Here is a 25,500-nt window from a genome sequence, read left to right as displayed (position 1 = left end):
AGTGATCTTCTCAAAAAGGCGTGCAACGAGAGAAGCCAATGCAACTTAATCAAAAAAAGGTTGGTCTTTACCTTTTTGATCAAACTCAGCAATGAGCGGAGCTTGCGTAAAACGACACCACTTCTTCCAAAACAAAGGAGTATGAACATGTTAAAAACAATCAATTTACAGCTAGAAAAGCGAATGCCATTTTTGACTCCAATAAGTGTCATAATCGGTTTATTACTAGCAAGTTTATTAGACTCTTGGGTCTTAATGGTTCCTTGGATATTTGCATTCATAACGCTATCAAGTAGTGTTGGTATTAAATTAGAGAAACTGAAAAATGCCATCATGCATCCAGGTCCCATTTTTCTTTCGTTATTCATCATCCAAGTAGTAATGCCATGTCTAGCTTTAGGGGTAGGCCATTTATTTTTTTCAACTGATCAGCTCACGATAGTAGGGTTAATTATAGCTTTTATTATTCCTACGGGTGTAATTAGTCTCATGTGGGTATCGATCTATAAAGGGAATGCATAAGTAACATTGTTAATTGTTTTAGTGAACACGTTGCTATCACCAATACTGATCCCGCTTTCGCTTGCTATATTAGTTGGTACAAGTGTAGAAATAAACACCTTAAGTTTAATGAGTAGTTTATTTTGGATGATCGTGGTTCCATCATTACTTGGAATCGCTTTAAACTATCTTCCCTATGTGAAACATAAAGATGTTAAATCCACATTTGCACCATTTTCAAAGGTTGGACTACTTTTTGTGATTGCGATTAATAGTTCAGTAGCTGCACCGGTGATTACGCTTGAATGGAAGTTAATGCAGATTACGTTCGCGGTTTTCTGTCTTGCATCAATAGGGTATGTATTAGGAGCCTTGACTGGGAAAATATTAAAGCTAGAGAACGAAGTGATCATTAGCTTGCTATTTAATAGTGGAATGAGAAATATTAGTGTAGGAGCTACGATAGCCATTTTATATTTCCCACCCCAAGTATCCGTTCCGATTGTGTTGGGTACTTTGTTTCAGCAAACATTAGCTGCAGTTTATGGACGTATTCTCTCAAACTATCTAGAGAATAAAGAGAATAAAGAGAATAAAGAGAATATTAATCATGAGATGAAAATGATTAATTAAAAAATTGACAATTTAATAAACCTTCTATAAAATCATAAATAACAACGTTGTTATTCCACTCTAAGAAAAAACAAACCTTAGGAGGTCAACATGAGCTCAACTTATATTCTAGTTAACAAGACTGATAATGTTATTGTTACGTTGAAGGACTATGAAAAAGGGGAAGCCCTTACATTTGAAGATAAAGACATCATCTTAAAGGAAGATGTACCAGTAGGTCACAAGGTAGCAATTGAAGCAATTAATCAAGGTCAGGATATTATGAAATATGGTTTTCCAATTGGTCATGCAAAAGAAGCCATAGAAGTAGGTCAATGGGTACACACACATAATACGAAAACCAACTTATCAGGTACATTGGAATATTCCTATGGTCAAAATGAACCGGCTATTTCAAAGAAAGCCACGCAAGAAAGAACATTTAAAGGCTATGTACGCGCAAATGGTGAGGTAGGAATTCGGAATGAAATCTGGATTATTAATACAGTGGGTTGTATTAACAAAACAGCTGAGCTACTTGCAAAAACGGCAGATAAACAATTTGACGGACAGGGTATTGATGGTATTTATCATTACCCACATTTATTCGGTTGTTCGCAGCTCGGGGATGACCTTCATAATACGCAGAAGATTTTAAGTAACTTAGTTCATCATCCTAATGCTGCTGGTATTCTTGTTCTAGGATTAGGTTGTGAGAATAACCATATTGCTGAATTTAAAAAAGTAATTGGTGATTATGATGAGAACCGAGTGAAATTCCTTGGGGTTCAAGAAGCCGATGATGAGTTAGACGAAGGCTTAGAGTTACTAGAAGAATTAGTGTTATACGCACAAACATTTAAACGAGAAGAAGTTCCCGTTTCTAAGTTGAAAGTAGGATTAAAATGCGGAGGATCGGATGGGTTCTCTGGAATTACCGCTAATCCACTTGTAGGATCGTTTTCTGATAAGTTGATCTCCCATGGAGGAACATCTGTTTTAACAGAAGTACCAGAAATGTTCGGTGCAGAAACGATCCTCATGAATCGTGCAAAAAATGAAAAGGTTTTCAATATGATTGTAGATTTAGTCAATGATTTTAAAGAGTACTTTATTAAGCATGATCAAGTAGTTTACGAGAATCCTTCCCCAGGCAATAAAAAAGGTGGAATTACAACGTTAGAAGAAAAGTCACTAGGCTGTGTACAAAAAGGTGGTTTCTCGCCTGTTAACGATGTATTGCCATATGGAGGTCGTGTTACATCTCCGGGGTTAAATTTAGTACAGGGTCCTGGAAATGACTTAGTTTCCGTTACGGCATTAGCTGCTTCTGGTGCTCATATTGTTATTTTCACTACAGGTAGAGGCACTCCGTTCGGTGGACCTGTACCAACAGTAAAAATGTCTACGAACACACCACTTGCGGAGAAAAAGAAGAACTGGATTGATTTTAATGCTGGAGAGCTCGTTCACGGTAAAGAAATGGATGAAATGACAGATGAGTTATTCGATTACATTCTCGCATTAGCCTCTGGTGATGTTCGTACGAATAATGAAAGAAATGGATTCAAAGAAATTTCTATCTTCAAGGATGGCGTCATTCTATAAAAACTGTGTGTTTAGAAATAGAGACGAAATTTTTTAAAACGAAGGAGTGCTTACAAATGCAACCGTTAAATCGATCACTAAAAGCAGAAGATTTACCAGTACATGTCACCTATGAATATCAAGAGCATTTACCAGAAAAAATCATTCAATTCGGAGAAGGGAATTTTATTAGAGGATTTGTTGATTGGATGGTCCATGAAATGAATAAGCGAGGTTTATTTAATGGAAAGGTAGTTGCGATTCAGCCGACTCCACATGGAAAAGTGGTTCCTAAATTAGAGGCTCAAGATGGTTTGTATACTCTTGCTCTAAGAGGAATTGAAAATGGCGAGGTTGTAAAGAGCAATGAGATTATTTCTTCCATTTCAAGAGGGATCAATCCTTATAAAGATTGGAATCAAGTATTAAATTTAGCAGAGTCTCCGGATTTAGAATTTCTATTTTCTAATACAACAGAAGCAGGTTTGACATATTTAAAAGAAGACTATGACCCAAACAAATCACCATTATCTTTTCCAGGTAAAGTTACTGCCTTTTTGTATCACCGATACGAAGTAATGAAGGGAAAACCTAATGCTGGATTGGTTTTAATACCTTGTGAGTTAGTAGAAGGAAACGGAGATGTTTTAAAGGAGCTTGTTTTACGCTATGCACGTGATTGGGATTTACCCGTTGATTATGTGAATTGGTTAGAGGAACACAACCAATTTTGTAATTCATTAGTCGACCGTATTGTTACAGGTTATCCGAAAGATACAATTGACGATTATCATCAATTACTTGGCTACGAAGATATCCTGTTAACCGCTGGGGAGCCTTATCATATGTTCGCAATTGACGCAGGAGATGATGTTGCGAATCGTCTTCCGTTTCATAAGGCGGAGTTGAATGTAAAGTGGGGAGATGTCACACCTTATCGTGAACTAAAAGTTCGACTTTTAAATGGACCTCATACCATGATGTTTGCTGCTTGTTATTTATCAGGAGTAGATACTGTACTTGAGGCAATGGAAGATGAAACACTTTCTGAGTTTGTGAGAAACGGAATGACTGAAGAAATTTTCCCAACTGTAAAAATGGATGATGAGGAAAAACAGCCATTTCTTGATTCAGTTGTAGAAAGATTTTTAAACCCCTACAACAAGCATTACTTAGCAGACATTGGTATGAATGCAGTTTATAAATTCAAATCAAGGCTAATTCCATCGCTATTGGATTATGTAGAATTGAATCAAAAACTTCCACGGTCTATTGTTTTTTCACTTGCCGCGCTCATTACCTATTACCGAGCAGATCGCGTTGAGGGAGATTTCCTAGTTGGGAAAAGGGGAACGGATGAATATACGATTCGTGATAATAAAGAAGCCATTACGACATTTACAAATGTTTGGAATGAATTTGATGGAAGTGCAGTAGGAATTCAGGAGCTCGTAACAGAAGTATTAGCTGATGTTGAACTCTGGGGAATGAATTTAAATGAGGTTGAAGGTTTAAATGAAATGCTCATTACAGATACGAGTAACATCTTGCAACTTGGTATGAAAGAAAGCTTAAAAAGGTTGACTGAAATAGCAACAAAATAAAGGGCAAAAGTCAGACTGGAGATAAGTATGAATTTATTAAAGCAAATCACTGAAAGTGGAATTGTAGCAGTAATCCGTGGTTCAAAACCAGAAAATATCGTTAAAATAGGTAAAGCACTTAGAGAAGGTGGCGTAAAGGCACTAGAAATAACAGTGGAAACCCCAAAAGCTATGGCGATCATAGAAAAGGTAGCCTCTGAACTCGCAAATGAGGATGTCATTGTTGGAGCAGGAACTGTATTAGACCCAGAAACGGCTCGTGCAGCCATTTTATCAGGGGCTCGATTTGTATTCTCTCCTACAGTAAATCCTGAAACGATCAAGATGTCAAAACGCTACGGTGTATTAAGTATCCCAGGAGCATTCACACCTACTGAAATCCTTACTGCTTATGAAAATGGAGCTGATCTCATTAAAGTGTTCCCTGCTGGAGTTGTAGGTCCTTCTTATATTAAAAATGTAAAAGGGCCGTTGCCTCACATCCCATTGATGGTAACAGGTGGCATTGATTTAGATAATGCAGGGGCTTATATTAAATCAGGAGCAGTTGGTCTGGGTGTCGGAAGCACGCTCGTTCCTTCGAAAATCGATGAGGAAGCTTTACTTGCGATTACGGCAAAATCGAAGCTTTTCGTTGAAGCCGTTCAACAAGCAAGAAAATAACAGGAAAAAAGCTCCTGAACAAGTTTCAGGAGCTTTTTTCCATTAATGACATTTGTCTTTATTGAGTAAATAAATAAAGGAAGAATTGTTCTAGTTGAAAGTGGACAAATTCGCAGTTATAATTCAAAAATGCAATTAACTGTTTACTTAGGATGAGAGCCTTACCAACGGGACAATTCAAAAAAAAAATACGAATTTACCTAGGTTAGCCTTTTCGATTTCACATTACAATGCGAATCGTGTACAATAAAGTGAATCTACCCAAAAATGGAGGCTATACATATGAAAAAAGGTTCTATCTCTTTTGAAAATGGTGAAAAGCTTGTGATCGAGTTCTTCCCAGAAGCAGCACCTGGACATGTTGAAAATTTTGAGAAGTTAGCAAATGAAGGTTTCTATAATGGATTAACGTTTCACCGTGTAATCCCTGGCTTTGTGGCTCAAGGCGGTTGCCCTACTGGTAATGGAACAGGTGGCGCTGGCTATTCAATTAAATGCGAAACTGCTGGTAACCCACATAAGCATGTTGCAGGTTCTCTTTCAATGGCACACGCTGGAAAAGATACAGGTGGCAGTCAGTTCTTTATCGTGCATGAGCCACAACCGCATTTAGATGGTGTGCATACTGTATTTGGACAAGTTGTTGAAGGTCTTGATTCTGTGTACCGCATTAAACAAGGCGATACAATGCAAGAAGTTAAGGTTTGGGACGAAGAATAGAATAGGATGTAAAAGAGAAGGGCAGACTAAGTCTGCCTTTTTTATTTTTGAATAGAAGTGAGCTACCTGTACGACCAAGCTTGGGAAGGGGTTTTTTAGAATGGATCAAAGAACGGTTGATGTTGTCATAGTTGGGGGCGGGCCAGGAGGCTTAAGTGCAGCCTTAGTACTCGGACGTTCAAGAAGAAGTGTAGTCTTAATTGACTCGGGTCATCCGCGAAATGAGGTGACATATGAATCACATGGTTTTTTAACAAGAGATGGGATTAAGCCTTTTGAACTTCGAGAATTGGCGCTTGAACAAATGAATACCTATGCTAATGTAACGATTTTAAACGACTTGGTCGAAGAGGTCGATCACGATCAAAGTCAATTTAAAACAACGACCCAAACTGGTACAGTGATGTTTAGCAGGAAATTGATTTTTGCAACAGGGTTAAAAGAAGATATTCCTGATATACCAGGACTTGATCAAGTTTATGGGAAGTCGGTCTTTTCTTGTCCTTATTGCGATGGGTGGGAACATCGAGATCAACCTATTGCCATGATTGGTAACAAAAAAAATCTCATTCACTATGTCAGATTAATTTATAATTGGAGTAAGGACTTAGTTGTAGCGACAAATGGTCCTGCTTCACTAACAGAAAAAGAAAAACTCGAGTTACACGAGCATAATGTTCGTTTGATTGAAACTCCGATTAAAGAGGTTCTATCACATGATGGATTTTTAGACCATCTCGTTTTCAATGATGGGGAGAAGATAAATCGTAAGTCTGGATTCATTGTGAATACAGGAGCTAGGCAAGCAACGATGCTTCCAGAAAAATTAGGAGTGAAATTAAATGATCAACATGGATTCGAAACAAAAGAGCATGGAAAAACAAGTGTAGATGGACTGTTTATTATTGGTGACGCTGCCAAACGCTTTACTGGGTTAATGGGTGCGGCAAGCGAAGGATATGAAACAGGTGTCTATATGAATAAAGAATTTGTCGAAGAAGACTGGAATAAGCAACAATAATGGCCTGAACCTCCTAAGGAGGACAGGCTTTTATAATGTTCAGAATGTCTAAAATTGGCTTAGTGTGACTTTCTTAGAATAAAAGTGTCCACCTACATAACTAAATAAACTAACGTGCAAGAAAGGAATAACGAAGCCTCCAGCAACAAAAATAGATGCTGTTTTTTCATAAAAACGAAATTGAACTAAAAGGCGATATTCCAATCTGAACCTATTACTAATAATAGCCCACTTACGGAAATAAAGGTTACGAAACCGAGTAGGAATGTCTTTAATATATAATGATCTCCATCATTCATTACTATTCTATTTTATAACAAATGGAGCTACTAGGCTCGTTAATAAGCGGATGAATACGACTATTTAAGGTGAAAAAGAGTAGCTTGATGCACAGATTTTTAGTATGATGTGGTAAATATGAATAGAGGATTAGCAATAGGGGAAAAATAGATGAATCTTTTGTTCTAATTAACTTGAACAGGCAGATCTTTGTGGTTAAAAAGGGCTGCCTGTTTTGATGAAACCTAGTGTTTACTAGAGAGTAGGTGCGAATTTGTGTAAATACCGATATCCTAATTATTGGAAAAAGAAAGTAAGGCAAGGGGACACTTGGCTTTCACCAAGCAATCAAATCTATAAACAGAATGATTTAATCTTTATAGGTCAGATTTTGAATTCTTATTCAGGTCAACAAGAATCAGTTCGTTTGCTTTTTGAAGATATTAAAGCGGTTACAGGATTTGTGCAATATATATTCCTGCCAACGGCCTTTATCGGCTATTTTATGATTGAAGAGATGGATCCGAAAACAATTATGATTGGTGACGATTCCTTTTCTGAAATTTTAGATCAACTTCCTTTGAGAGAAGAATTAGATTCAAATACGATTGGTAAGATGAAGGAAATATTAGCAACTCTTGAGTCAAGTTGGGAGTTGGGTGAAAGAGAAACATTTTTAAAGTTAGAACAAGCCTTAAGACTGCTTGAGACCTTCTCCATTGATCACGTGATTACATCGTTCAATGTCCTAAAATCTCCAAGTGGCTTAGCAACTTGGTTAGTGAATGAATATGAGAATGAGCCCATTCTTGGAGTTCATTCGCTTGAACAAGAAGTGAATATGAACATTAATGAATTCATCCAGTTGAGTAAGGAAGCGGAATCCGAGCCTTTTCAATCGAAACGTTTTTTTCATAGTTTAGATGGTGTCATGATCTTGTAATGGTTGCATAGAAACCCAGTCAAACTAGTTGTTTTCTCCATAGACTATAACCATATAGTAAATCTAATGGAAAAGGAGAATGCAGAATGTATGAACATCGCAACCCAACAATTGGGAGAGATATGACAATTCCAGGATCTATAGGGAAGAAACCAAGTAAACCAGTGGAGAGTAAAAAGCCAGTATGTGAACAACCTGTTGAAAAGCCGATAGAAGATAAGAAACCAGATTGTAAGCCGGTTAAGGATAAGAAGCCAGTTGAAGATAAAAAACCTGTAAAAGATGATAAAAAAGCCCCAGAGGATGAGAAAAAAGTCGATCCTTGGGCAAGGCTTTTATTTGGCCCACCTAGACCAGCGAAACCAGTACAAACAGAGCCGACAGACGATAAAACAGAGAAACGTCCAGGCTTTTGGTGGATTTAATATTTGAAGTAGTGGCATCAATTAAAAAGACAAAGAGAGAAGCTTTTGCTTTTCTCTTTGTCTTTTTTACATGATTGGAGCGGTGGCTTGAAGATAATTTATATAAACCTGTTCAGTGATAATGCGGTACCCTTGATTATTCGGGTGTCTATCAAAAGATAGCAATGATTTTTCTTGATGGAGAAAAGGGGTATATAGATCAACATACGTGATAGTGGGAGATACAAAGGAGTGCAAGATGTGATTGTATTTTTGGAGGATGTAATGACTGTTAGGAAGGTTAGGTAAAGGATTATAAAGGCCAAGCAGCAAGTATGGCTACTACGAAAAATAAGTTAATTAAGCTTTTTAAAAAAATCTATACATTTACCCAAACATGTCGTTTTTAACTCGCATATAGTAACGAAGAATAGTAGTTAACTGCTATTTACTTGCTGGTTAAGGGAGGTGTTCTACATGTCTGGATACGCACACGGAGGTGGCTTTGCATTACTTGTTGTATTGTTCATCTTGTTAATCATCATTGGCGCGTCATACTGTAGCTACGGCTACTAATATGACTATTGACATGTAGGAATTGCTCCACTTTGACCATGGGGCAATTTCCTACTCCAATAAGAGGAGGATTTATATTGTTTGGAAAAGGATTTTTTCACAACATTGAAAAGAAAACTGGTGTTAAAATGACGGATGTTCTTAAATTAGCAAACTCATTTCAAAATGCTAATTTTAATGATGAACAAACGGTTAGACGAATTGTTCAAGAGGTATCAAAAGTTGCCAATAAGACGGTTACAAAAGAGATGGAAGAACAAATCGTACAAACGCTAGTAAATGATTCAAAGTCAGTTAACTTTGATACGGTTGCTAAAATGTTAGATCAGAAAAAATAACTTGTAACGTGAATTTGGTTACAAGTTTTCTTTTATAATTTTAGCCGTAACTTAACGCTATGTGGTCACAAACACAAAGACGTTAAAAAATCTTGCCTTACGTGAATGGACTTGCCCAACATGCAAAAGTCATTACCAAAGGGATATTAACGCAAGTATCAATCTTCGTAATGAAGCATTACGATTAACCGCAGACAAAGTTTAGCATCTTAATAGAGAATAGAATGATAATAAGGAAGATAGATATATTAAGTAATATGTCAGGGATGCTGATTGGGAGTTTTAAATAAAAATTGCATGCCTTATCTTAATGAAAAGAACACAAATCACCCTGTGATTTGTGTTACTTTTTATTTAAACAAACTTAGAGATACTCTCAATATCTTTACAATTAATAATGGTGCGGAGAGCGGGTTCAGGTGGAGAAACCATTGCACGTTGGTCAATGACAACACAATTGTTTTTCTTAACTTTAGCTATTGTACCTGTAATTCCTTCTCCGGATTTTGTGCGTATGGACACTCTTTTGCCTTCGAATTTCTTAATGACCTCGCAAATACAATCTTTTTTTGATTTAAGATGCTTAAGCTTCTTTAAATGTTTGAGGTCGTCTAGGTCATCTAATTTATCGAGATCTTTCAAGGGTTTCAACTTTTTTAGATATTTAAGATCTTTTGCGTGTTCTTTTTTAGAACATTCAGGATCTTTTGATGGTTCTAGTTTGTTTGGCTTCTTAAGACATTCTTCTTTTTTGTTATCGAAAAGGTCTTTTAATTCAATAGGTTTTAAACTAATCAAATCCTTGGCCGTTTTTTTGAATCGTTTATTGATATCCTTTTTATCTTTTGAGCATTTAGGTTTATCTATATCCTTTTCTTTATCGTTTTTTTGCTTTTTTTTCTGGATCTTTTTCATACAAAGTTCAGTGAATTTCTCTTGAAAGTCAAAATCTTTATCGATTCCAAGGTCAAGATCGAAATCCAAATTAAGCCCTAAGTCAAAATCAAAATCAATTTTCTTCTTGGCCATCGTTTAACCCTCCTTTCTTTACCTCTCAGAATAGTCTATTCACAAATATCCCGGATGGAAGGGTGTATGTACCTGAGTAAATGACCTATTTTCTGGGTCTTTGAGGATAACCCCATACTTTCCTTTTAATATATATGTTAGAAAAAATGATTGAAGTTTAAATGAAGAGGCTTTATACTGTAAATGATAATGATTATCGATATTGGTTGTGGTTAACTGGGGATTGTCATTTCTCTATTAGGAGCGCTATATTCTCTTTTTTACTCATGAAGGAAATGAATTGGAGGTATTCGCATGGTTCAATTAGCAACAGAAAAATTAAGCATTTCATATGGTAGTGCGGATATTGTTAAAGGGTTGGATTTAGAGATTCCAGAAGGAAAGGTAACAACAGTAATTGGACCTAACGGATGCGGAAAGTCAACGATCTTAAAAACAATGGCTAGAATACATGCTTCGAAATCGGGGGCTATCTATTTAGATGGTAGAGCGATTCATAAGGAATCAACAAAGACGATTGCGAAAAAGATGGCAATTCTCCCACAAACTCCAGAGGCTCCAAATGGATTAACGGTAGCGGAACTTGTTTCATACGGGCGTTTTCCTCACCAAAAAGGTTTTGGGAAATTGACGAAGGAAGATCGTCAAATGGTAAAGTGGGCTTTAGAAGTTACAGGAATGATTGATTATCAAGAACGCCCAATTGACGCCTTATCAGGTGGACAACGCCAACGAGTGTGGATTGCGATGGCTCTTGCTCAAGATACGGATTTACTCCTTTTAGATGAACCGACAACTTATTTAGACCTGGCTCATCAACTTGAAATTTTACAATTATTAGAGCGCTTAAACAAAGAGCAAGGCCGTACGATTGTAATGGTCATTCATGACCTGAATCATGCAGCACGTTTTGCTGATCATATGGTTGCCTTAAATAAAGGAACGATAATAAAAGAAGGAACACCGAAGCAAGTTATGACATCTGATGTTCTAAGGGATGTGTTTCATATTGATGCAGAGGTTGTGACTGATCCGCGGACTCATAAACCGGTATGTGTTACGTACGACTTAGTAGGACAATTGGGATAACTATACAAAATACATGTATTGCTAGGGGAGAAGATGATGGATAAGGTAGTCTACAAGCAGTTAGTAGATAAACATTTTTTTCTATCTAGTAAAGATCAGGAATCTGTTTATTATGAGAGCAAGTTAATAGATTTATTTGAAACGAACCAAGCTACTCTTTTCCTAGAACTGTATAGCAAACAAATGAAAGCTCTAAAGCCTCAAGTGCCAGCCACGTATTTCTTTAGTATGTTTGGAATTACATGTTCAGGATTTATTACGATGCTCACGTTGCATCAAGTGGTAACCCCATTAACTCTTAGCACTGTGAGTACTCAGTTATATAGAAATGAGAAATATCAGTTGGATTCAATGGTCTTTACACTTAATGGCGGGGACTGGCAAAAAGGAGATGGAACGGTAGAGTGGAAAAGGAAGCATATTTCCTCTCTTTTCACATCAACGATTACCCCGCTTTTAGATCATTTAGCCGATATTGTTGATATTCGACCGCGTGAACTTTGGGGACAACTGCTTCATGGTTTAGAATATGGGTGGAAGGTTGCATTGAACCTAGCAGAGACTGAAGAAGAACGGAGAAGGTTAAATCAAGACTTTCAATGGATTACGAAAGAGGCAAGTCAGGTTCTTTTTAATAGTTTGAAAAATAGATTAGATTTCCCTTACATTGAAATTGAGAATCCTACAACCCCTGGTTTAATGCAGAGAATGAAGCCAACTTGTTGCCTTTACTATCAAACTGTGGGGGCAAAGGCAAAGTGTTATACGTGCCCACGAATGACGCCGACTGAAAGAGAACGACGAAAAAAAGAGATTATTGCAGAGATCACTCAGTAGAGAGGTCTCTTTTTTATATGTAGTGAGAAACGTTTAACATGGAATTTCGTACTATAATGGTTGTATAATTACTTGGGTGAAAATTGTTTATTGGTTTTGAAACATTCTGTTGGTGGAAACGAAAGGAAATTATCTTGGCTTCAGATACATAGAGGGGGCATAAAGTGGAAGAATTTCCGTTTCAAGATACAGTAGAAACGGAAGAAGAATTACGTGCACTTATTGGTATGGCAAGTGAATTAGTGCGTAACAAAACCATTTCTTGCTTAGATGATCATTGCAAAAATTCCTGGGACGACCGTAGAGGGAGTTAGTCGGAGGTTACAAGAAGGCTATACGAATCGTCTCTATTAATCAAAAACGTCGTATGGACCATTGACGATCTAAGTTTTGGTCAATAGTAAAAACACGTGCATAACCAATAATCATATGTAACCTCCAGTAAACTTGTATATTTATATTGATTGCTAAATATTACCTTTATGTAATTGAATAATAAGTAACGACTGGTTGTTACTTATTATTCAATTACACACAAAAGGGAGTGAAAGAGATGAAGAAACTTAAAAAGTTGGTATCAATTAACACATGTATAGATGTGATTATGAGGTATCAAGCTTGTCTGTCAATTGTTTAGACTAAAATTATTAAAAGCGGAAATTAGGAGATGAAAAAGACACTATCAGTTCTAAGTGTGTTTACAATCCTTCTGATTAGTTTATTCGGAAATAGTTCTAATTCTTATGCAGCAACATCAAAAAACATTTGATTATGAAACAGAAGATGACTTATGGGATGGGGAATTTACTACAACAACGACATATGATGACATTGATATCCATATAAGACCTTCATATCGAGCAAATTCCTATGCAGGAGATCCCTGCAGATCCAAGTTATTTAAAAATACGTCTTTTCCTTTAAATATATTTTACGGACATTTCAACTTTATTACATAATCTATGGTTAGAGACTCTTCTTCATTCCCCATTCTCAATATTGCCGTAAAAAATACCGTACTTTATCGAATGCTTAAAGGAAGCTAAATAACCTTGTTCGTCTTTGTCCGGACAAAATAAATAAATCGGTTACTTATTCCTTAGCAGCCATCTCATCATGAATCTTTTCGAGATGCTCCCAATTCAATACCTGCTTGATTTCCTTGTAAACTTCTTCACCACTAAGCGTCATCCCATTTTCGATCCACCAATTTAAAACGCCTAGAGTAGCTCCGGCAAACGCGGCGATCCCAATTTCAGAAGAAGTAGAAATGGATGGATTTATATCGTCACTCAAAATATCCTGCTTCAAACCCATAGTCAATTCGTTTCTTATGATATACCTCAATGAATCCCTTTCTTCTAAGAAGAGCTGGGATAATAATCGTTTATATTTAAGCCCCACATTAAATAACTTTAAATGCACCTCTTCAAAGTTACTATCCGCAAAATGAAACTCCTCGGCAATTTCCTTTAGTGAATAAGCCAACAAATCAGGTTGCCGTAGTTCGAAACTCAGGATCACGGTCAAGAGCATCCATTAACGGGTTATACCCATCTTCTCTTGCTAACTTTTCGCCAATAACCACCAGATTTGTATGAGCATAAATAAAGTCTTCGCGAAATTCTTGATGACATTAGTCAGTTGTCAGCAAAAGTAAAAGGGCTAATTGTCGCCCCTACAAATAACGAATTTGCCAATCAGATTCTAACTGAAGATAGTAACAAACTTAGAGAAGTGATCTATGATTAGATATAACTCTCGGTTCTCAAGGAACCGTAGAGTTTTTTTGTTGTTGTTCTTGTCAGGCTGTTCTATAGTAAAATGAAAAGATCGAATAAGGGGAGAGTATAAGAGATGGTTGGAGTTGTTACAGCGAATTTCAGCTAGTATCATCTCATAATGATTAGCACCAGTGTCACGATTATGTAAATCTTAAACATCTTATAAATCTGTAACAACATAAACAAGGGGGGAAAAGTATGTGGGAACTGATATTAGTCATGCTAGAAGGCCTAGGGATCATCGTTACTGTGGCTTTTGTCATGACTCGCTTTAAATTTATCAGACATCTAATCGAAAAAAGAGAGATTTCCACACGTAACCAAGTGAGTGTGATTTTGATGTTTGGTTTTTTCGGGATCATCGGTACATACACAGGATTGACGGTTAACCCCGATCAAGCAACTTATATCCGCTGGGCTGTCGACTTAGGAGAAGGAGAAGCCATAGCGAATTCACGAGTCATTGGTGTGGTCGTTGCAGGCCTTTTAGGTGGGTGGAAGGTTGGGATAGGTGCGGGGCTTATTGCCGGTGTCCATCGTTATTTCCTTGGAGGCTTTACTGGTATTGCTTGTGGCTTATCCACGATTATTGCTGGGGCAATGGCTGGATACTTTTATAAAAAAAATAAAAACAATCGCATCATTTCCTTACAAACAGCTTTAATCGTAGGAATGTTAGCAGAAGCCGTTCAAATGGGAATCATCTTACTTGTTGCTAGGCCTTTTGATCAATCATTAAGACTAGTAGAAAGCATTGGTATCCCGATGATTGTAGCAAACGGAATTGGAGCAGCAATCTTCATTCTTATTATCCGTAATGTGATTCATGAAGAAGAAAAAATGGGGTCCATGCAGGCTCAAAAAGCACTAAAATTAGCTGATCTCACATTGAAATATTTACGGAAAGGATTAACTTCTCAGTCTGCACAACCAACATGTCAAATTCTCTTGAAAGAAGTAAACGTGGACGCAGTTTCGATTACCAACAAAGAAAAGATTATTGCGTATGTTGGGATAGGTGAAGACCATCACTTAATCAACGAAGATATTAAAACAATTGCCACAAAACGTGTTCTGAAAGAGGGGCAATTAGTTATTGCAGGCCCAGATGAGATCCATTGTGGAGTAGAGAATTGCAAACTCCATTCAGCGATTATCTCTCCTCTTAAAATTAAAGATGAAACAATTGGGACCTTAAAATTTTATTTTAAATCAGAAAAGGATCCATCTCCTACGACCATTGAGCTAAGTAAAGGACTTTCCACCTTACTAAGTCATCAATTAGAGTTATCTGAAGTAGATCGTCATTTAGAATTAGCGAAGCAAGCTGAAATAAAAGCCTTGCAAGCGCAAGTAAGTCCTCACTTCTTATTTAATGCGTTAAATACAATTGTTGCTCTTGTTCGAACAGACCCATTGAAAGCAAGAAAATTATTAATTTCACTCTCTCATTTTTTTAGACAAAATCTAGCGGGAACTACGGCTACAGAAACGACATTAGAGGAAGAGTTAAAGCATGTAAAATCTTATTTAGAAATAGAAGAAACTAGGTTCTCGGATAGACTAACGGTACAATATGTAATTGATGAGGAGGCATTGCCTATCCAAATTCCTCCAATGACGTTACAACCAATTGTGGAGAACGCTATCAAACATGGGGTGAAACAATTACACAGTAACAGTCGGATTCTTATCCAAATAAAGAAAGACAAAGGGGCAGTTCTTCTATCGATTAAAGATAACGGCAAAGGAATGAACAAGAAACGATTGAAAGAGCTTGGAAAAGAAGGACTGGAATCTGTAACGGGAACAGGGATTGGACTTTATAATGTAAATCGGCGGTTGGAAATGATGTATACAGCTGAGTCGAGATTAAGAGTAGATAGTAAAGAAGGGGAAGGAACGACTGTTTCTTTTTATATCCCAATAAAAAAGGAGGAAAATAAATGACTAAAGTGATTAAAACAGTAATTATTGACGATGAACCTTATAGTCGAGATGAATTAAAATTCTTACTTGAACAATATGAAGACATAGACATTGTTGCTGAAGCAGACTCAGGTGAAAAAGGGTTAGAGATGGTGATGACAAAAGAGCCAGATGTGATTTTTGTTGATATTGAAATGCCACAAATGTCTGGATTAGAATTAGTAAAAGTACTACAAAATCTAAAAAAGATGCCTCTAATCATTTTCGCAACGGCCTATCCTGACTATGCTGCCAAAGCTTTTCGAGTTCAAGCATTAGATTATTTAGTGAAACCATTTGATGAGGATCAACTCTCAGAAACAATGGCTAGAATCACAGAGAGATTAACAACGAAAGAAACAAATGACGAAAGAGCGAAATCGAGTGCAAGGTTGGCTGTTGAACATGACGGTCGAATTGTTTATGTATCTCCTCTTGATATCACGTATGTTTTTCGCGAAGACCGTGAGACGATGATTTGTACGAAGGTTCGGACGTTCAATACAAAGACTCCTATAAAAGAGTTAGAGGAAAAGCTCAGAGGCTTTTCTTTCTATCGTACACATAAAAGTTATCTAGTAAATCTTGATAAGGTCGAGCAATTGATCCCGTGGTTTAATGGTGCATATCAAGTAAAAGTAGAGGGACAGAAAGAGGAAATACCAGTGAGTAGAAACTATGTGAAAGGTTTAAGGGAACGTTTGGAGCTCTAATGAATGCATTTGGTACTTCAATATAAGCATGTTGGTGGCCTCTTCTAACATGTTATCACAATTTCGACACAAAAACGTTCGAATGCAGTTATAATGAAAGCGTATTCAATAAAGGGAGAGGTGTTCGAAATGATTACATTTCTAGGATCTATTGCACTTTTAATTATAGCGTATTTCACGTATGGTAAATTCATTGAAAAAATGTTTGAAGTAAGATCGGCTAGACCAACTCCAGCTTATAGTATGAAAGACGGAGTCGATTATATCCCAATGGGAACCAACCGAAACTCGTTAATTCAACTATTAAATATTGCCGGTGTTGGACCGATCTTCGGACCAATTATGGGAGCTTTGTATGGCCCGGTTGCTTTCATTTGGATCGTTGTAGGTTGTATTTTTGCAGGGGCTGTCCATGATTATTTAACAGGGATGATCTCTATTCGTAATAAAGGAGCTCATTTGCCACAGCTTGCTGGTAAATTCTTAGGTAAATTCATGAAACATTTTGTTAATGCAGTAGCTGTTCTTCTGTTACTACTTGTTGGAACCGTTTTCGTAACGGCGCCTGCTGGATTATTATTTAACTTAATGAATGGTTGGGTTGCATTAAGCGTCATTACATTAGCTATTTTTGTTTACTATATCTTTGCAACTTTATTACCTGTTGATAAAATCATCGGTAAGGTTTATCCAATCCTGGGAGCACTTTTATTAATTAGTGCAATTGGTATTGGAGGAATGTTAATTGTTACAGGAGCACCGATTCCTGAATTAACGTTTGAAAATATGCATCCTGCTGGAACGGCTATTTTCCCAATTTTATTTATTACAATTGCTTGTGGAGCTGTTTCTGGATTCCATGCTACACAGTCACCGATCATTTCACGTACTCTTGAAAATGAGAAAAATGGACGTAAAGTTTTTTATGGCATGATGATTGTTGAAGGGATTATTGCAATGATTTGGGCAGCTGCAGCAATGAGTCTTTTCTATGGAACAGACTTAAGCGAATTGATTTCAACTGGTGGAGCAGGTCTTGTTGTAAGTGAAGTAGCATTTACGTTACTTGGTGCAATTGGTGGAACATTGGCTGTACTTGGTGTAATCGTTTTACCAATCACTTCTGGAGATACAGCATTCCGCTCAGCACGAATGATCATTGCTGATTATATTAAAGTACCACAGCTAAAAATTGCTAGTCGTCTTTGGATCGCATTGCCGCTATTTGTGATTTCATTCATTCTTACTACAATGGATTTTACGTTATTATGGAGATATTTTGGTGTAACAAATGCAGCGCTTAGTGCCATTGCCTTATTTGTTGGAGCGATGTATCTAGCGATTCAAAAGAAATTCCACTGGGTTGCGACGATTCCAGCTACATTCATGACAATGGTCTCACTAACGTTTATCTTTAGTGCACCGATTGGATTCGGGTTGCCAATGTCAACAGCTTATCTTGCAGCATCTGTTGGAACAATGATCATCCTAGCGCTTTTCGCTTATAAAATTAAGCTGAACCGCGCAGTAGCTAATTTTGAGTTGGATGATGATATGGATAAAGCAGCTTAATATTTTTAAAAGCGTAATCCTACTAGGGTTACGCTTCTTTTTAACTGTTCGTGTAAAATGGAAGAGAATGAAGGCCTACGTTGTGATTTAGGAGGGAAGAAGGTCGTAAACAGCTACGTATAGTAAAATATAATATAACGACTCTGTACAATGATAGGAGGTCAACAATGGAAATCAAATTATGGGAAGAACAAATTCCATATGCACTAGGAGAAAAAGAAGAGGATTCCCCCACACTCATTCCTTATTTAGTATCGTCAGAGCAACAGGCTCCTGCTATGATTATTTGTCCAGGTGGTGGCTATGTGAGACGAGCATCACATGAAGGCGAGCCTATTGCGTTATGGTTAAACTCAATAGGAATATCTGCTTTTGTGTTGAATTACCGAGTGTATCCTTATAAGCATCCTGCTCCGTTAACGGATGCTAAGCGTGCGATTCGTTACGTACGGACGAATGCTCGTCGGTGGAAAATTGATGAAACAAAAGTTGGTATTTTAGGCTTTTCAGCTGGAGGACATGTTGCATCAACAGCAGGAACCCTATTTGATCTAGGAAACAAAGAAGCCGAAGAAGAAATTGAAAGGCAAAGCAGTCGACCTGACTTAATGGTATTATGCTATCCCGTTATAACCTTTGGTGAATTTAAGCATGAAGGATCAAGAAATCATTTAATTGGTGAAGATGCTCCCCGTATTTTAGAACGAGCATTATCAATTGAGACACAGGTGACAAAGCAAACACCGCCAACGTTCATTTGGCATACATCAGATGATGCAAGTGTCCCTGTTGAAAATGCACTGCTACTCGCTACTGCTTTAAGTCGAAATCAAGTTTCATTTGAGCTTCATACATTTGAAAGTGGTCGTCATGGACTAGGGCTTGCTACAGAACACCCAGAAGCTCATACATGGACAAAGCTCTGTCAATTGTGGTTGACAAAGCACTGGAATAATAACAAAAGTTAATATTAGAGAGGGTTGAATGGAAAGCTCATTCAACCTTTTTGGGTGGATCGGATCTACAATCTATAAAAAAAATTAAAAACATGTAAAATTATTTAAATGTAGGAGGGAATTGTCGTTAAAATGAAATGTAAATGAAACTTCCTACCCAAAAAAAATTTGTTACAATATCGGGATAAAGCTAGCCCGATTTTAATATATTTATTTTTGGGAAGAAATTTTGTCTCATTCACGAGAGATTGTTTGGTAAAATGAAACAATCTTTAAAATATCGGGGAAGGAAATGACTATGATACTAGAAAATGAATTAATCAAAAAAATGTACTTTAAAAAATTTATAAACAAAGAAGAAAATACAGATCTCGTTAAGGTGTTGGCAGAAGTTTCTCTAGAGGAATTAAAAAATGAATTACCAGATCTATCATATATTCGCTATTCACAAGGGGAAGTATATTATTTTTATAAAGATTTTGAAGCGGCTATTTTCAAATGGGAAAACATTCACAACGAATTACAACCTTGGGCTAGAAAGAATATGGCTGATTCATATTATGAACTTGGCATGCTTCAAGAAGCTGAAGAGATCTATTTATCGGTTGAAACAGACAACTTAACGCTTAAAACAGAGAAAGCCTTACAACTTTTCTCACTCTATATGGACCAAGAACAGTTAGAGAAAGCAGCTGAAGTCATCAAAGATACAGTGGCTTTGAACCCAGATTATCCAAATGTCACAGCAATAGCGAGATCCTTTTTTGAGGAATATAGAGATTACAGCAATGTCATTGAATTAACTGTAAATGAAGCGTTACGTACGGAGGAGTTTGAATGGTTCGATACACTCGATGCGTACGTGAATAAAAGGTTAACAAAAACCATTGAGCCTGATTACTTTCATGCAGTACTAAGTAAGTTAGCGGAGAAGGACCAGAAACGATTTGAACGACTAACTCTATCGTTCTGGAAAAGTTATCAGAACGGTCCATTTTATTTTGATTGGATCTATCAAGTTAACCAGCTTTTCCAAACGATTGATGTGTATCAAACAGATGAATGGGTTAATCTATCGAAACAGTTTGAAGAAACGTATTTTCATTTAATTGATGGAACTTATTACATAAATGAGATCGCAGATGTTGTACCGAACCTACTAACGAATTGGTTGAAAATTACACATATTAAAGTCGTAACAGCGGCGGCAGTCGTTGCATGGGAGGATATATTCCCAGCAAAGCTTACATCTATTGTGCTAAAAGAGGCTGAAACAATTCTCAGTCAATCTAGCAAATATACAAATCAATTAGAACAATGTCTAGAGTTATTTGAATCTATTGTACAGTGGGCAGCAAATCACGAGATTGAAGTTGGCAATCAGTTTAAATGGATCATGCAAGAACTAACTGCTACAGAGGTCAACCATCTTTTAATTGCTGGAAGCGCAGGAAACGGAAAATCAACATTCATCAATTCAATCATAGGTGAACCGATTTTAGAATCATCATCTCATTCAACGATTGTTATTAAAGATCATTCAGAATTACAAATTAATAAATTAACAGACTCAAGCGAAGAAATAGGTCTAACGTTAGAAGAATTTCAATCCATTAGTGCATTGCGCCGTCAACCTCATCTAATTGACATGAGACTTCCTTCACGTTATTTAAGAGAGAATCATCTTGCATTGCTTCATACAACGAATTACTTGAATAATAGTGAAAGCAAAGATTCACATATGATTGATTTAGCGGATGGTCTGTTATTCGTTCTAAGTGCTAATACACCATTCACAGATGATGAGAGAAAAATGCTTTTGAACGTTCATCAGCAGGCACCTGATTTACCGATTCATTTCATTTTAAATAAAATAGATGTTTTTAATGACCAAGAATCATTGAGAATTTTAGAAGAGACAGAATCTAGGATTCACAGCTATTTTCCAAATGCTAAGGTTTTGGCTTATTCCTCTATTTTGACTCAACCACATCTAAGAGGCCTAACGGAATTAGTAGAATCGATCGCAGTTTATCGAAACAAAGAAAAGCAACGAAATAAAAAACGATTACTCTTAATTCGTAAAACGATTACCCATCTTCTTCAAAAACGAGTGGATATGGAAAATGAATTGATTGAGTCTATTCACTGGAATGAAGAAGTTGTCACGAAATTAAATGGTGCGATTCATCAATTAAGTGATTTGGAAAAAGAAAAAATTCAAGTCATTAAAGAATCTTATCAAACAGTAAAAGAAGAAATGAAAAGCAACTTACAAGCAGCTATTCCAGAATTGCTAAGAGAGTGTTCCAATTTTGTAACAGAAGCGAGTGATTTCAAAAAACTTCATATTGAATTGAACAAAGAAATGAATCACCGAATTCAACAATACATTCAAGGTTCACTACTCCCCTCCTATTCGAATTCGATCCAACAATGGCTTGAAACCTCGAATGTGGAATTTATTCGAACTCAATCTTATTTAAAGGAAATGTGCGAAGGGTTCAACCGGTTATATCGAGAGGAGCGTTTTAAATTTAATTGTGATTTTAGAATACTTGATGACTGGTATCGTGATATGGATCGAATGACAAATGGTGTTCGGTTAGATGAGGTAAATGTTTTGCTACGTTTAACACCATCACAGTTGCTGTTAAAGAGTTCGGGAAAATTATTTGGCGTATTGCCATCGAATAAATCAATGTTATTTACCATGTATAAAAAATTCATAGAGAATGAAAACTATGAACAAGTGACGGAAACTATAGTGAATCAGTTTATGATGCAGTTTGAACTATTTGAACGAGGGCTAGAAAGAGATATCTCTATGTCTTTTAGAAATCCATTTACCGACATAGAAGAAGGCATTAAAGAAGCTGAATTACAAATAACTGCTCATCATGAATCTTTAAATAAATTAAAATCAAATCCTGAAATTTACGTAGATCCTTTAACTTTATTCAAAGTAAAACTACGGCAATATGAACTAATCGGGAAGGGAAGCAAGATGCTTCTACCTGCGACGTAACAGTCATAATTAAAACTCATTCATTTTCTAGATGAATGAGTTTTAAAATTATTCATACATTGTTCAATGTTTCACAATGTTTTTCTTGATCGTTAGTGCTATATTTAAACTAGAAATAAAAGGAGGGGATGGAAACAAAAGCAGCTCATTTATTTTATTATTTTATGTGAATGTTTTCACAAAAATGCAGTGTATAGCTTTACTGAGTAGGCGTATAACTATTTTATTAAAAAGAATTGCTTTTGTGATAGAAATCACATTTTTTTAAGAGGCTAGCACTTAAAATCATCTTATAAGCTAGAAACAAGAGATAAAGGAGTGAGAGAAAGATGATGTTATGTGAATGGAAGGATTTTTCAACTGATACAGAAATCTATACACAAGCTGCTTTTGAAGAGGTAGTAAATGATGAATTTGAAGCAATGATGTTTGAAGATGATGACATTCCAGCCTATATATGGACAGTCAATTATGTATGTATTATTAAAAAAGGAACAAGAATGATTGCAGATATATCTATTACAAAGATTCCTAGAAATCCAGTGTGTGCATAATTTTTCTAAAATCACTTGTGAAGAACTTCACAAATAGGAGGCTTTAACATGGTTGTAGATCAAAAACAGTTAGTAGAAAAAACAGAGGTATTAAAAGCAGTTGATCAATTAGTCACTAATGGTCAAAAGGCACTAAAACAGTTCTTGCAGTTTGATCAGGATCAAGTAGATAAAATTGTAAAGCAAATGTCATTAGCCGGTCTTGAGCAACATATGGGGTTAGCAAAACTAGCGGTTGAGGAAACGAAGCGCGGTGTATTTGAAGATAAGATTATTAAGAACTTATTCTCAACGGAATATGTGTATCATAATATTAAGTATGATAAAACCGTTGGTGTGATTAACGAAAATGAGTTTGATGGTCTGATTGAAATTGCTGAGCCAGTTGGAGTCGTAGCCGGTGTAACTCCTGTTACAAATCCAACATCTACAACCATGTTTAAAGCACTGATTGCCATTAAAACGAGAAATCCGATCATCTTCGCTTTTCATCCTTCTGCTCAAAAATGCAGCAGCGAGGCAGCAAGAATCTTGAGAGATGCAGCGGTTTTAGCAGGAGCACCAGAACACTGCATTCAATGGATTGAAGCTCCGTCAATAGAAGCAACGAAAGCATTAATGAACCATGAAGGTGTGGCTCTTGTACTAGCAACCGGTGGTGCTGGGATGGTTAAATCTGCTTATAGCACTGGAAAACCTGCATTAGGTGTAGGACCTGGTAACGTACCGTGCTATATTGAGAAAACGGCTGATGTCAAGCGTGCGGTGAATGATTTAATTTTATCTAAAACGTTTGATAACGGAATGATTTGTGCATCTGAACAAGCGGTTATCATTGATGATGCTATTTATAATGAAGTAAAGAAAGAGTTAATTGATAATAAATGCTACTTCTTAAATGATGCAGAAAAAGCAAAAATAGAAAAGCTTGTTATTAACGAGACGACTTGTGCCGTTAATGCAGACATCGTTGGGAAATCAGCTTTCTTCATTGCAAATCTTGCTGGAGTTACAGTTCCTGAAGATACAAAGATCTTGCTTGCAGAGTTAAAAGGAGTGGGACCAAAACACCCATTATCAAGGGAAAAATTAAGTCCTGTTCTTGCATGCTACCGTGTTCGTTCAACAACTGAAGGGTTAACACGTGCAGAGGAAATGCTTGAATTTGGCGGCTTAGGTCATTCAGCTGTCATTCATTCTGAAAATGAAGAAGTGATTAGACAATTTGGTATTCGCATGAAAGCATGCAGAATTATTGCAAATGCTCCATCTTCTCAAGGGGCGATTGGAGACATTTACAATGCGTTTCTTCCATCTTTAACACTAGGTTGTGGATCTTATGGGAAAAACTCTGTGTCTACCAACGTAGGAACGGTTCATCTAACTAATGTCAAAAAAATAGCGCGGAGAAATGTGAATATGCAATGGTTTAAAATTCCATCAAAAATCTACTTTGAGAAAAATTCAACGCAATATTTAGCAAAAATGCCGAACATCACAAAAGCCTTCATTGTAACCGATCCTGGTATGGTTAAGCTTGGCTATGTTGATAAAGTATTGCACTATTTACGTCAGCGTCCAGATTATGTACACTGCGAGATCTTTTCTGATGTAGAGCCGGATCCATCAATTGAAACAGTTGAAAAAGGCGCTGAAATGATGAGAACCTTCCAACCTGATTGCATTATTGCCCTTGGAGGAGGATCAGCAATGGATGCAGCTAAAGGAATGTGGTTATTTTACGAGCATCCTGATACTGATTTTACAGGCTTAAAACAGAAGTTCTTGGATATTCGCAAAAGAGTATTTAAGTATCCTAAGCTTGGGAACATTGCTCAGTTTGTTGCAATTCCAACAACATCTGGAACAGGATCTGAGGTAACTTCATTCTCAGTTATTACTGATAAAAAACAAAACATTAAATACCCGTTAGCTGATTATGAATTGACACCTGATGTGGCCATTATTGATCCACAGTTTGTGATGACTGTTCCTAAACATATAACGGCTGATACAGGTATGGACGTTCTAACCCATGCAATTGAAGCCTATGTGTCTATTATGGCCAATGATTACACAGATGGCCTTGCAATGAAAGCTATTCAACTTGTGTTTGAATATTTACCTCGAGCATATCGGAATGGTAGTGACGAAGAAGCACGTGAAAAAATGCATAATGCATCAACAATTGCTGGGATGGCATTTGCGAACGCATTCCTTGGTATCAACCACAGTTTGGCGCATAAGTTAGGAGCTGAGTTCCATATCGCTCATGGTCGTTCTAATACGATCTTAATGCCACACGTGATTCGTTATAATGCAACGAAGCCGACAAAATTTGCTGCATTTCCGAAATATAAGAATTTCATTGCCGACAAACGCTACGCAGAAATTGCTAAAGTACTAGGCTTAAAAGCAGATACGACGGAACAAGGTGTTGAGAGTCTCGTTCAAGCCATTATTAAGCTAGCAAAAGAAATGGATATTCCAATGAGCATTAAGGACAATGGAGTAGATGAAAAAGTGTTTGAAAGCAAGGTTGACTATTTAGCTGAACGTGCTTTTGAAGATCAATGTACCACGGCTAACCCTAAGCTTCCGTTAGTGACAGAATTAGCAGAGGTGTATAGAGCAGCATATAAAGGGGTTTAAAGAAGTGAGGAGGTTGTCTCTTAGAGACAACCTCCTATTCTTTATTGTTTAGTTCTTTATGATACAAGCA

The 25,500-nt window shown here is 36.7% G+C and carries 21 protein-coding genes and 3 pseudogenes; 21 read left to right on the top strand and 3 right to left on the bottom strand.

From position 1 onward, the window contains the following. Positions 1-141: 141 nt before the first annotated feature. The 11 genes and pseudogenes from PQ474_RS05385 to PQ474_RS05335 all read left to right on the top strand — a co-directional run. A pseudogene (locus PQ474_RS05385) lies at positions 142-1,134 on the top strand (bile acid:sodium symporter family protein). A gap of 90 nt (positions 1,135-1,224) precedes the next feature. Further along, positions 1,225-2,721, top strand: a complete 1,497-nt coding sequence (locus PQ474_RS05380; protein ID WP_273841017.1) for a UxaA family hydrolase — start codon at positions 1,225-1,227, stop codon at positions 2,719-2,721. A gap of 56 nt (positions 2,722-2,777) precedes the next feature. Continuing rightward, complete coding sequence (locus PQ474_RS05375; RefSeq protein ID WP_273841016.1) at positions 2,778-4,304, top strand: tagaturonate reductase; 1,527 nt, start codon at positions 2,778-2,780, stop codon at positions 4,302-4,304. A 27-nt stretch (positions 4,305-4,331) separates the two neighbouring features. Next, positions 4,332-4,967 carry a bifunctional 4-hydroxy-2-oxoglutarate aldolase/2-dehydro-3-deoxy-phosphogluconate aldolase gene (locus tag PQ474_RS05370; RefSeq protein WP_273841015.1) on the top strand — a complete coding sequence of 212 codons (636 nt, stop codon included), beginning with the start codon at positions 4,332-4,334 and terminating at the stop codon, positions 4,965-4,967. A 282-nt stretch (positions 4,968-5,249) separates the two neighbouring features. Beyond that, positions 5,250-5,687, top strand: a complete 438-nt coding sequence (locus PQ474_RS05365; protein ID WP_273841014.1) for a peptidylprolyl isomerase — start codon at positions 5,250-5,252, stop codon at positions 5,685-5,687. 100 nt (positions 5,688-5,787) lie between these two features. After that, positions 5,788-6,708 (top strand): NAD(P)/FAD-dependent oxidoreductase, encoded by a 921-nt coding sequence (locus PQ474_RS05360; RefSeq protein WP_273841013.1) that lies wholly within the window; start codon positions 5,788-5,790, stop codon positions 6,706-6,708. Positions 6,709-7,261: 553 nt separating this feature from the next. Then, complete coding sequence (locus tag PQ474_RS05355) at positions 7,262-7,930, top strand: hypothetical protein (protein WP_273841012.1); 669 nt, start codon at positions 7,262-7,264, stop codon at positions 7,928-7,930. An 86-nt stretch (positions 7,931-8,016) separates the two neighbouring features. Next, entirely contained in the window at positions 8,017-8,355 is a 339-nt protein-coding gene (locus PQ474_RS05350; RefSeq protein WP_273841011.1) for a hypothetical protein, read from the top strand. Between the two features lie 456 nt (positions 8,356-8,811). Beyond that, positions 8,812-8,910 carry a YjcZ family sporulation protein gene (locus PQ474_RS05345; RefSeq protein ID WP_273841010.1) on the top strand — a complete coding sequence of 33 codons (99 nt, stop codon included), beginning with the start codon at positions 8,812-8,814 and terminating at the stop codon, positions 8,908-8,910. A gap of 77 nt (positions 8,911-8,987) precedes the next feature. Beyond that, a complete protein-coding gene (gene spoVIF, locus PQ474_RS05340) occupies positions 8,988-9,248 on the top strand; it encodes a sporulation-specific transcription regulator SpoVIF (RefSeq protein WP_273841009.1) in 261 nt (86 codons plus the stop codon). Between the two features lie 60 nt (positions 9,249-9,308). Beyond that, positions 9,309-9,453, top strand: a pseudogene (locus tag PQ474_RS05335) (zinc ribbon domain-containing protein); the annotation flags it as partial. Between the two features lie 149 nt (positions 9,454-9,602). Here the strand turns inward: PQ474_RS05335 and PQ474_RS05330 are convergent. Further along, positions 9,603-10,277, bottom strand: coding sequence for a hypothetical protein (locus tag PQ474_RS05330; RefSeq protein WP_273841008.1), 675 nt, complete (start codon positions 10,275-10,277; stop codon positions 9,603-9,605). A 294-nt stretch (positions 10,278-10,571) separates the two neighbouring features. Between PQ474_RS05330 and PQ474_RS05325 the strand changes: the two genes are divergently transcribed. The 3 genes from PQ474_RS05325 (at position 10,572) to PQ474_RS05315 (ending at position 12,517) form a co-directional block, all read left to right on the top strand. Then, complete coding sequence (locus PQ474_RS05325; RefSeq protein ID WP_273841007.1) at positions 10,572-11,366, top strand: ABC transporter ATP-binding protein; 795 nt, start codon at positions 10,572-10,574, stop codon at positions 11,364-11,366. 36 nt (positions 11,367-11,402) lie between these two features. Next, positions 11,403-12,203, top strand: coding sequence for a (2Fe-2S)-binding protein (locus PQ474_RS05320; RefSeq protein ID WP_273841006.1), 801 nt, complete (start codon positions 11,403-11,405; stop codon positions 12,201-12,203). Positions 12,204-12,367: 164 nt separating this feature from the next. Then, positions 12,368-12,517, top strand: a complete 150-nt coding sequence (locus PQ474_RS05315; RefSeq protein ID WP_273841005.1) for a hypothetical protein — start codon at positions 12,368-12,370, stop codon at positions 12,515-12,517. Positions 12,518-13,295: 778 nt separating this feature from the next. Here the strand turns inward: PQ474_RS05315 and PQ474_RS05310 are convergent. Beyond that, positions 13,296-13,739, bottom strand: a complete 444-nt coding sequence (locus tag PQ474_RS05310; RefSeq protein ID WP_273841004.1) for a TetR/AcrR family transcriptional regulator C-terminal domain-containing protein — start codon at positions 13,737-13,739, stop codon at positions 13,296-13,298. After that, positions 13,699-13,837: pseudogene (locus PQ474_RS05305) on the bottom strand (Ger(x)C family spore germination protein); the annotation flags it as partial. The gene PQ474_RS05310 and the pseudogene PQ474_RS05305, both read right to left, overlap by 41 nt. Positions 13,838-14,185: 348 nt before the next feature. Between PQ474_RS05305 and PQ474_RS05300 the strand changes: the two are divergent. The 7 genes from PQ474_RS05300 to adhE all read left to right on the top strand — a co-directional run bounded on the left by PQ474_RS05300 (position 14,186) and on the right by adhE (position 25,430). Next, on the top strand, positions 14,186-15,937 hold the full coding sequence (locus PQ474_RS05300) for a sensor histidine kinase (protein ID WP_273841003.1): 1,752 nt from the start codon (positions 14,186-14,188) through the stop codon (positions 15,935-15,937). Further along, positions 15,934-16,668, top strand: coding sequence for a LytR/AlgR family response regulator transcription factor (locus PQ474_RS05295; protein WP_273841002.1), 735 nt, complete (start codon positions 15,934-15,936; stop codon positions 16,666-16,668). Before PQ474_RS05300 ends, PQ474_RS05295 begins: the two co-directional genes overlap by 4 nt. A gap of 129 nt (positions 16,669-16,797) precedes the next feature. Then, positions 16,798-18,240 carry a carbon starvation CstA family protein gene (locus PQ474_RS05290; protein ID WP_273841001.1) on the top strand — a complete coding sequence of 481 codons (1,443 nt, stop codon included), beginning with the start codon at positions 16,798-16,800 and terminating at the stop codon, positions 18,238-18,240. 167 nt (positions 18,241-18,407) lie between these two features. Then, positions 18,408-19,208, top strand: a complete 801-nt coding sequence (locus tag PQ474_RS05285; protein WP_273841000.1) for an alpha/beta hydrolase — start codon at positions 18,408-18,410, stop codon at positions 19,206-19,208. Between the two features lie 280 nt (positions 19,209-19,488). Continuing rightward, a complete protein-coding gene (locus PQ474_RS05280) occupies positions 19,489-22,224 on the top strand; it encodes a GTPase domain-containing protein (RefSeq protein WP_273840999.1) in 2,736 nt (911 codons plus the stop codon). A gap of 329 nt (positions 22,225-22,553) precedes the next feature. Beyond that, positions 22,554-22,778, top strand: coding sequence for a hypothetical protein (locus tag PQ474_RS05275; RefSeq protein ID WP_273840998.1), 225 nt, complete (start codon positions 22,554-22,556; stop codon positions 22,776-22,778). A gap of 48 nt (positions 22,779-22,826) precedes the next feature. After that, on the top strand, positions 22,827-25,430 hold the full coding sequence (gene adhE / locus PQ474_RS05270; protein WP_273840997.1) for a bifunctional acetaldehyde-CoA/alcohol dehydrogenase: 2,604 nt from the start codon (positions 22,827-22,829) through the stop codon (positions 25,428-25,430). Positions 25,431-25,500: the final 70 nt, after the last annotated feature.

Origin of the sequence: Halalkalibacter alkalisediminis (assembly GCF_028610705.1) — a bacterium.
GTDB lineage: Bacteria > Bacillota > Bacilli > Bacillales > Bacillaceae_D > Halalkalibacter > Halalkalibacter alkalisediminis.
The sequence above is the reverse complement of the archived record's forward strand: the minus strand, read 5'-3'. Positions and strand labels throughout refer to the sequence as shown.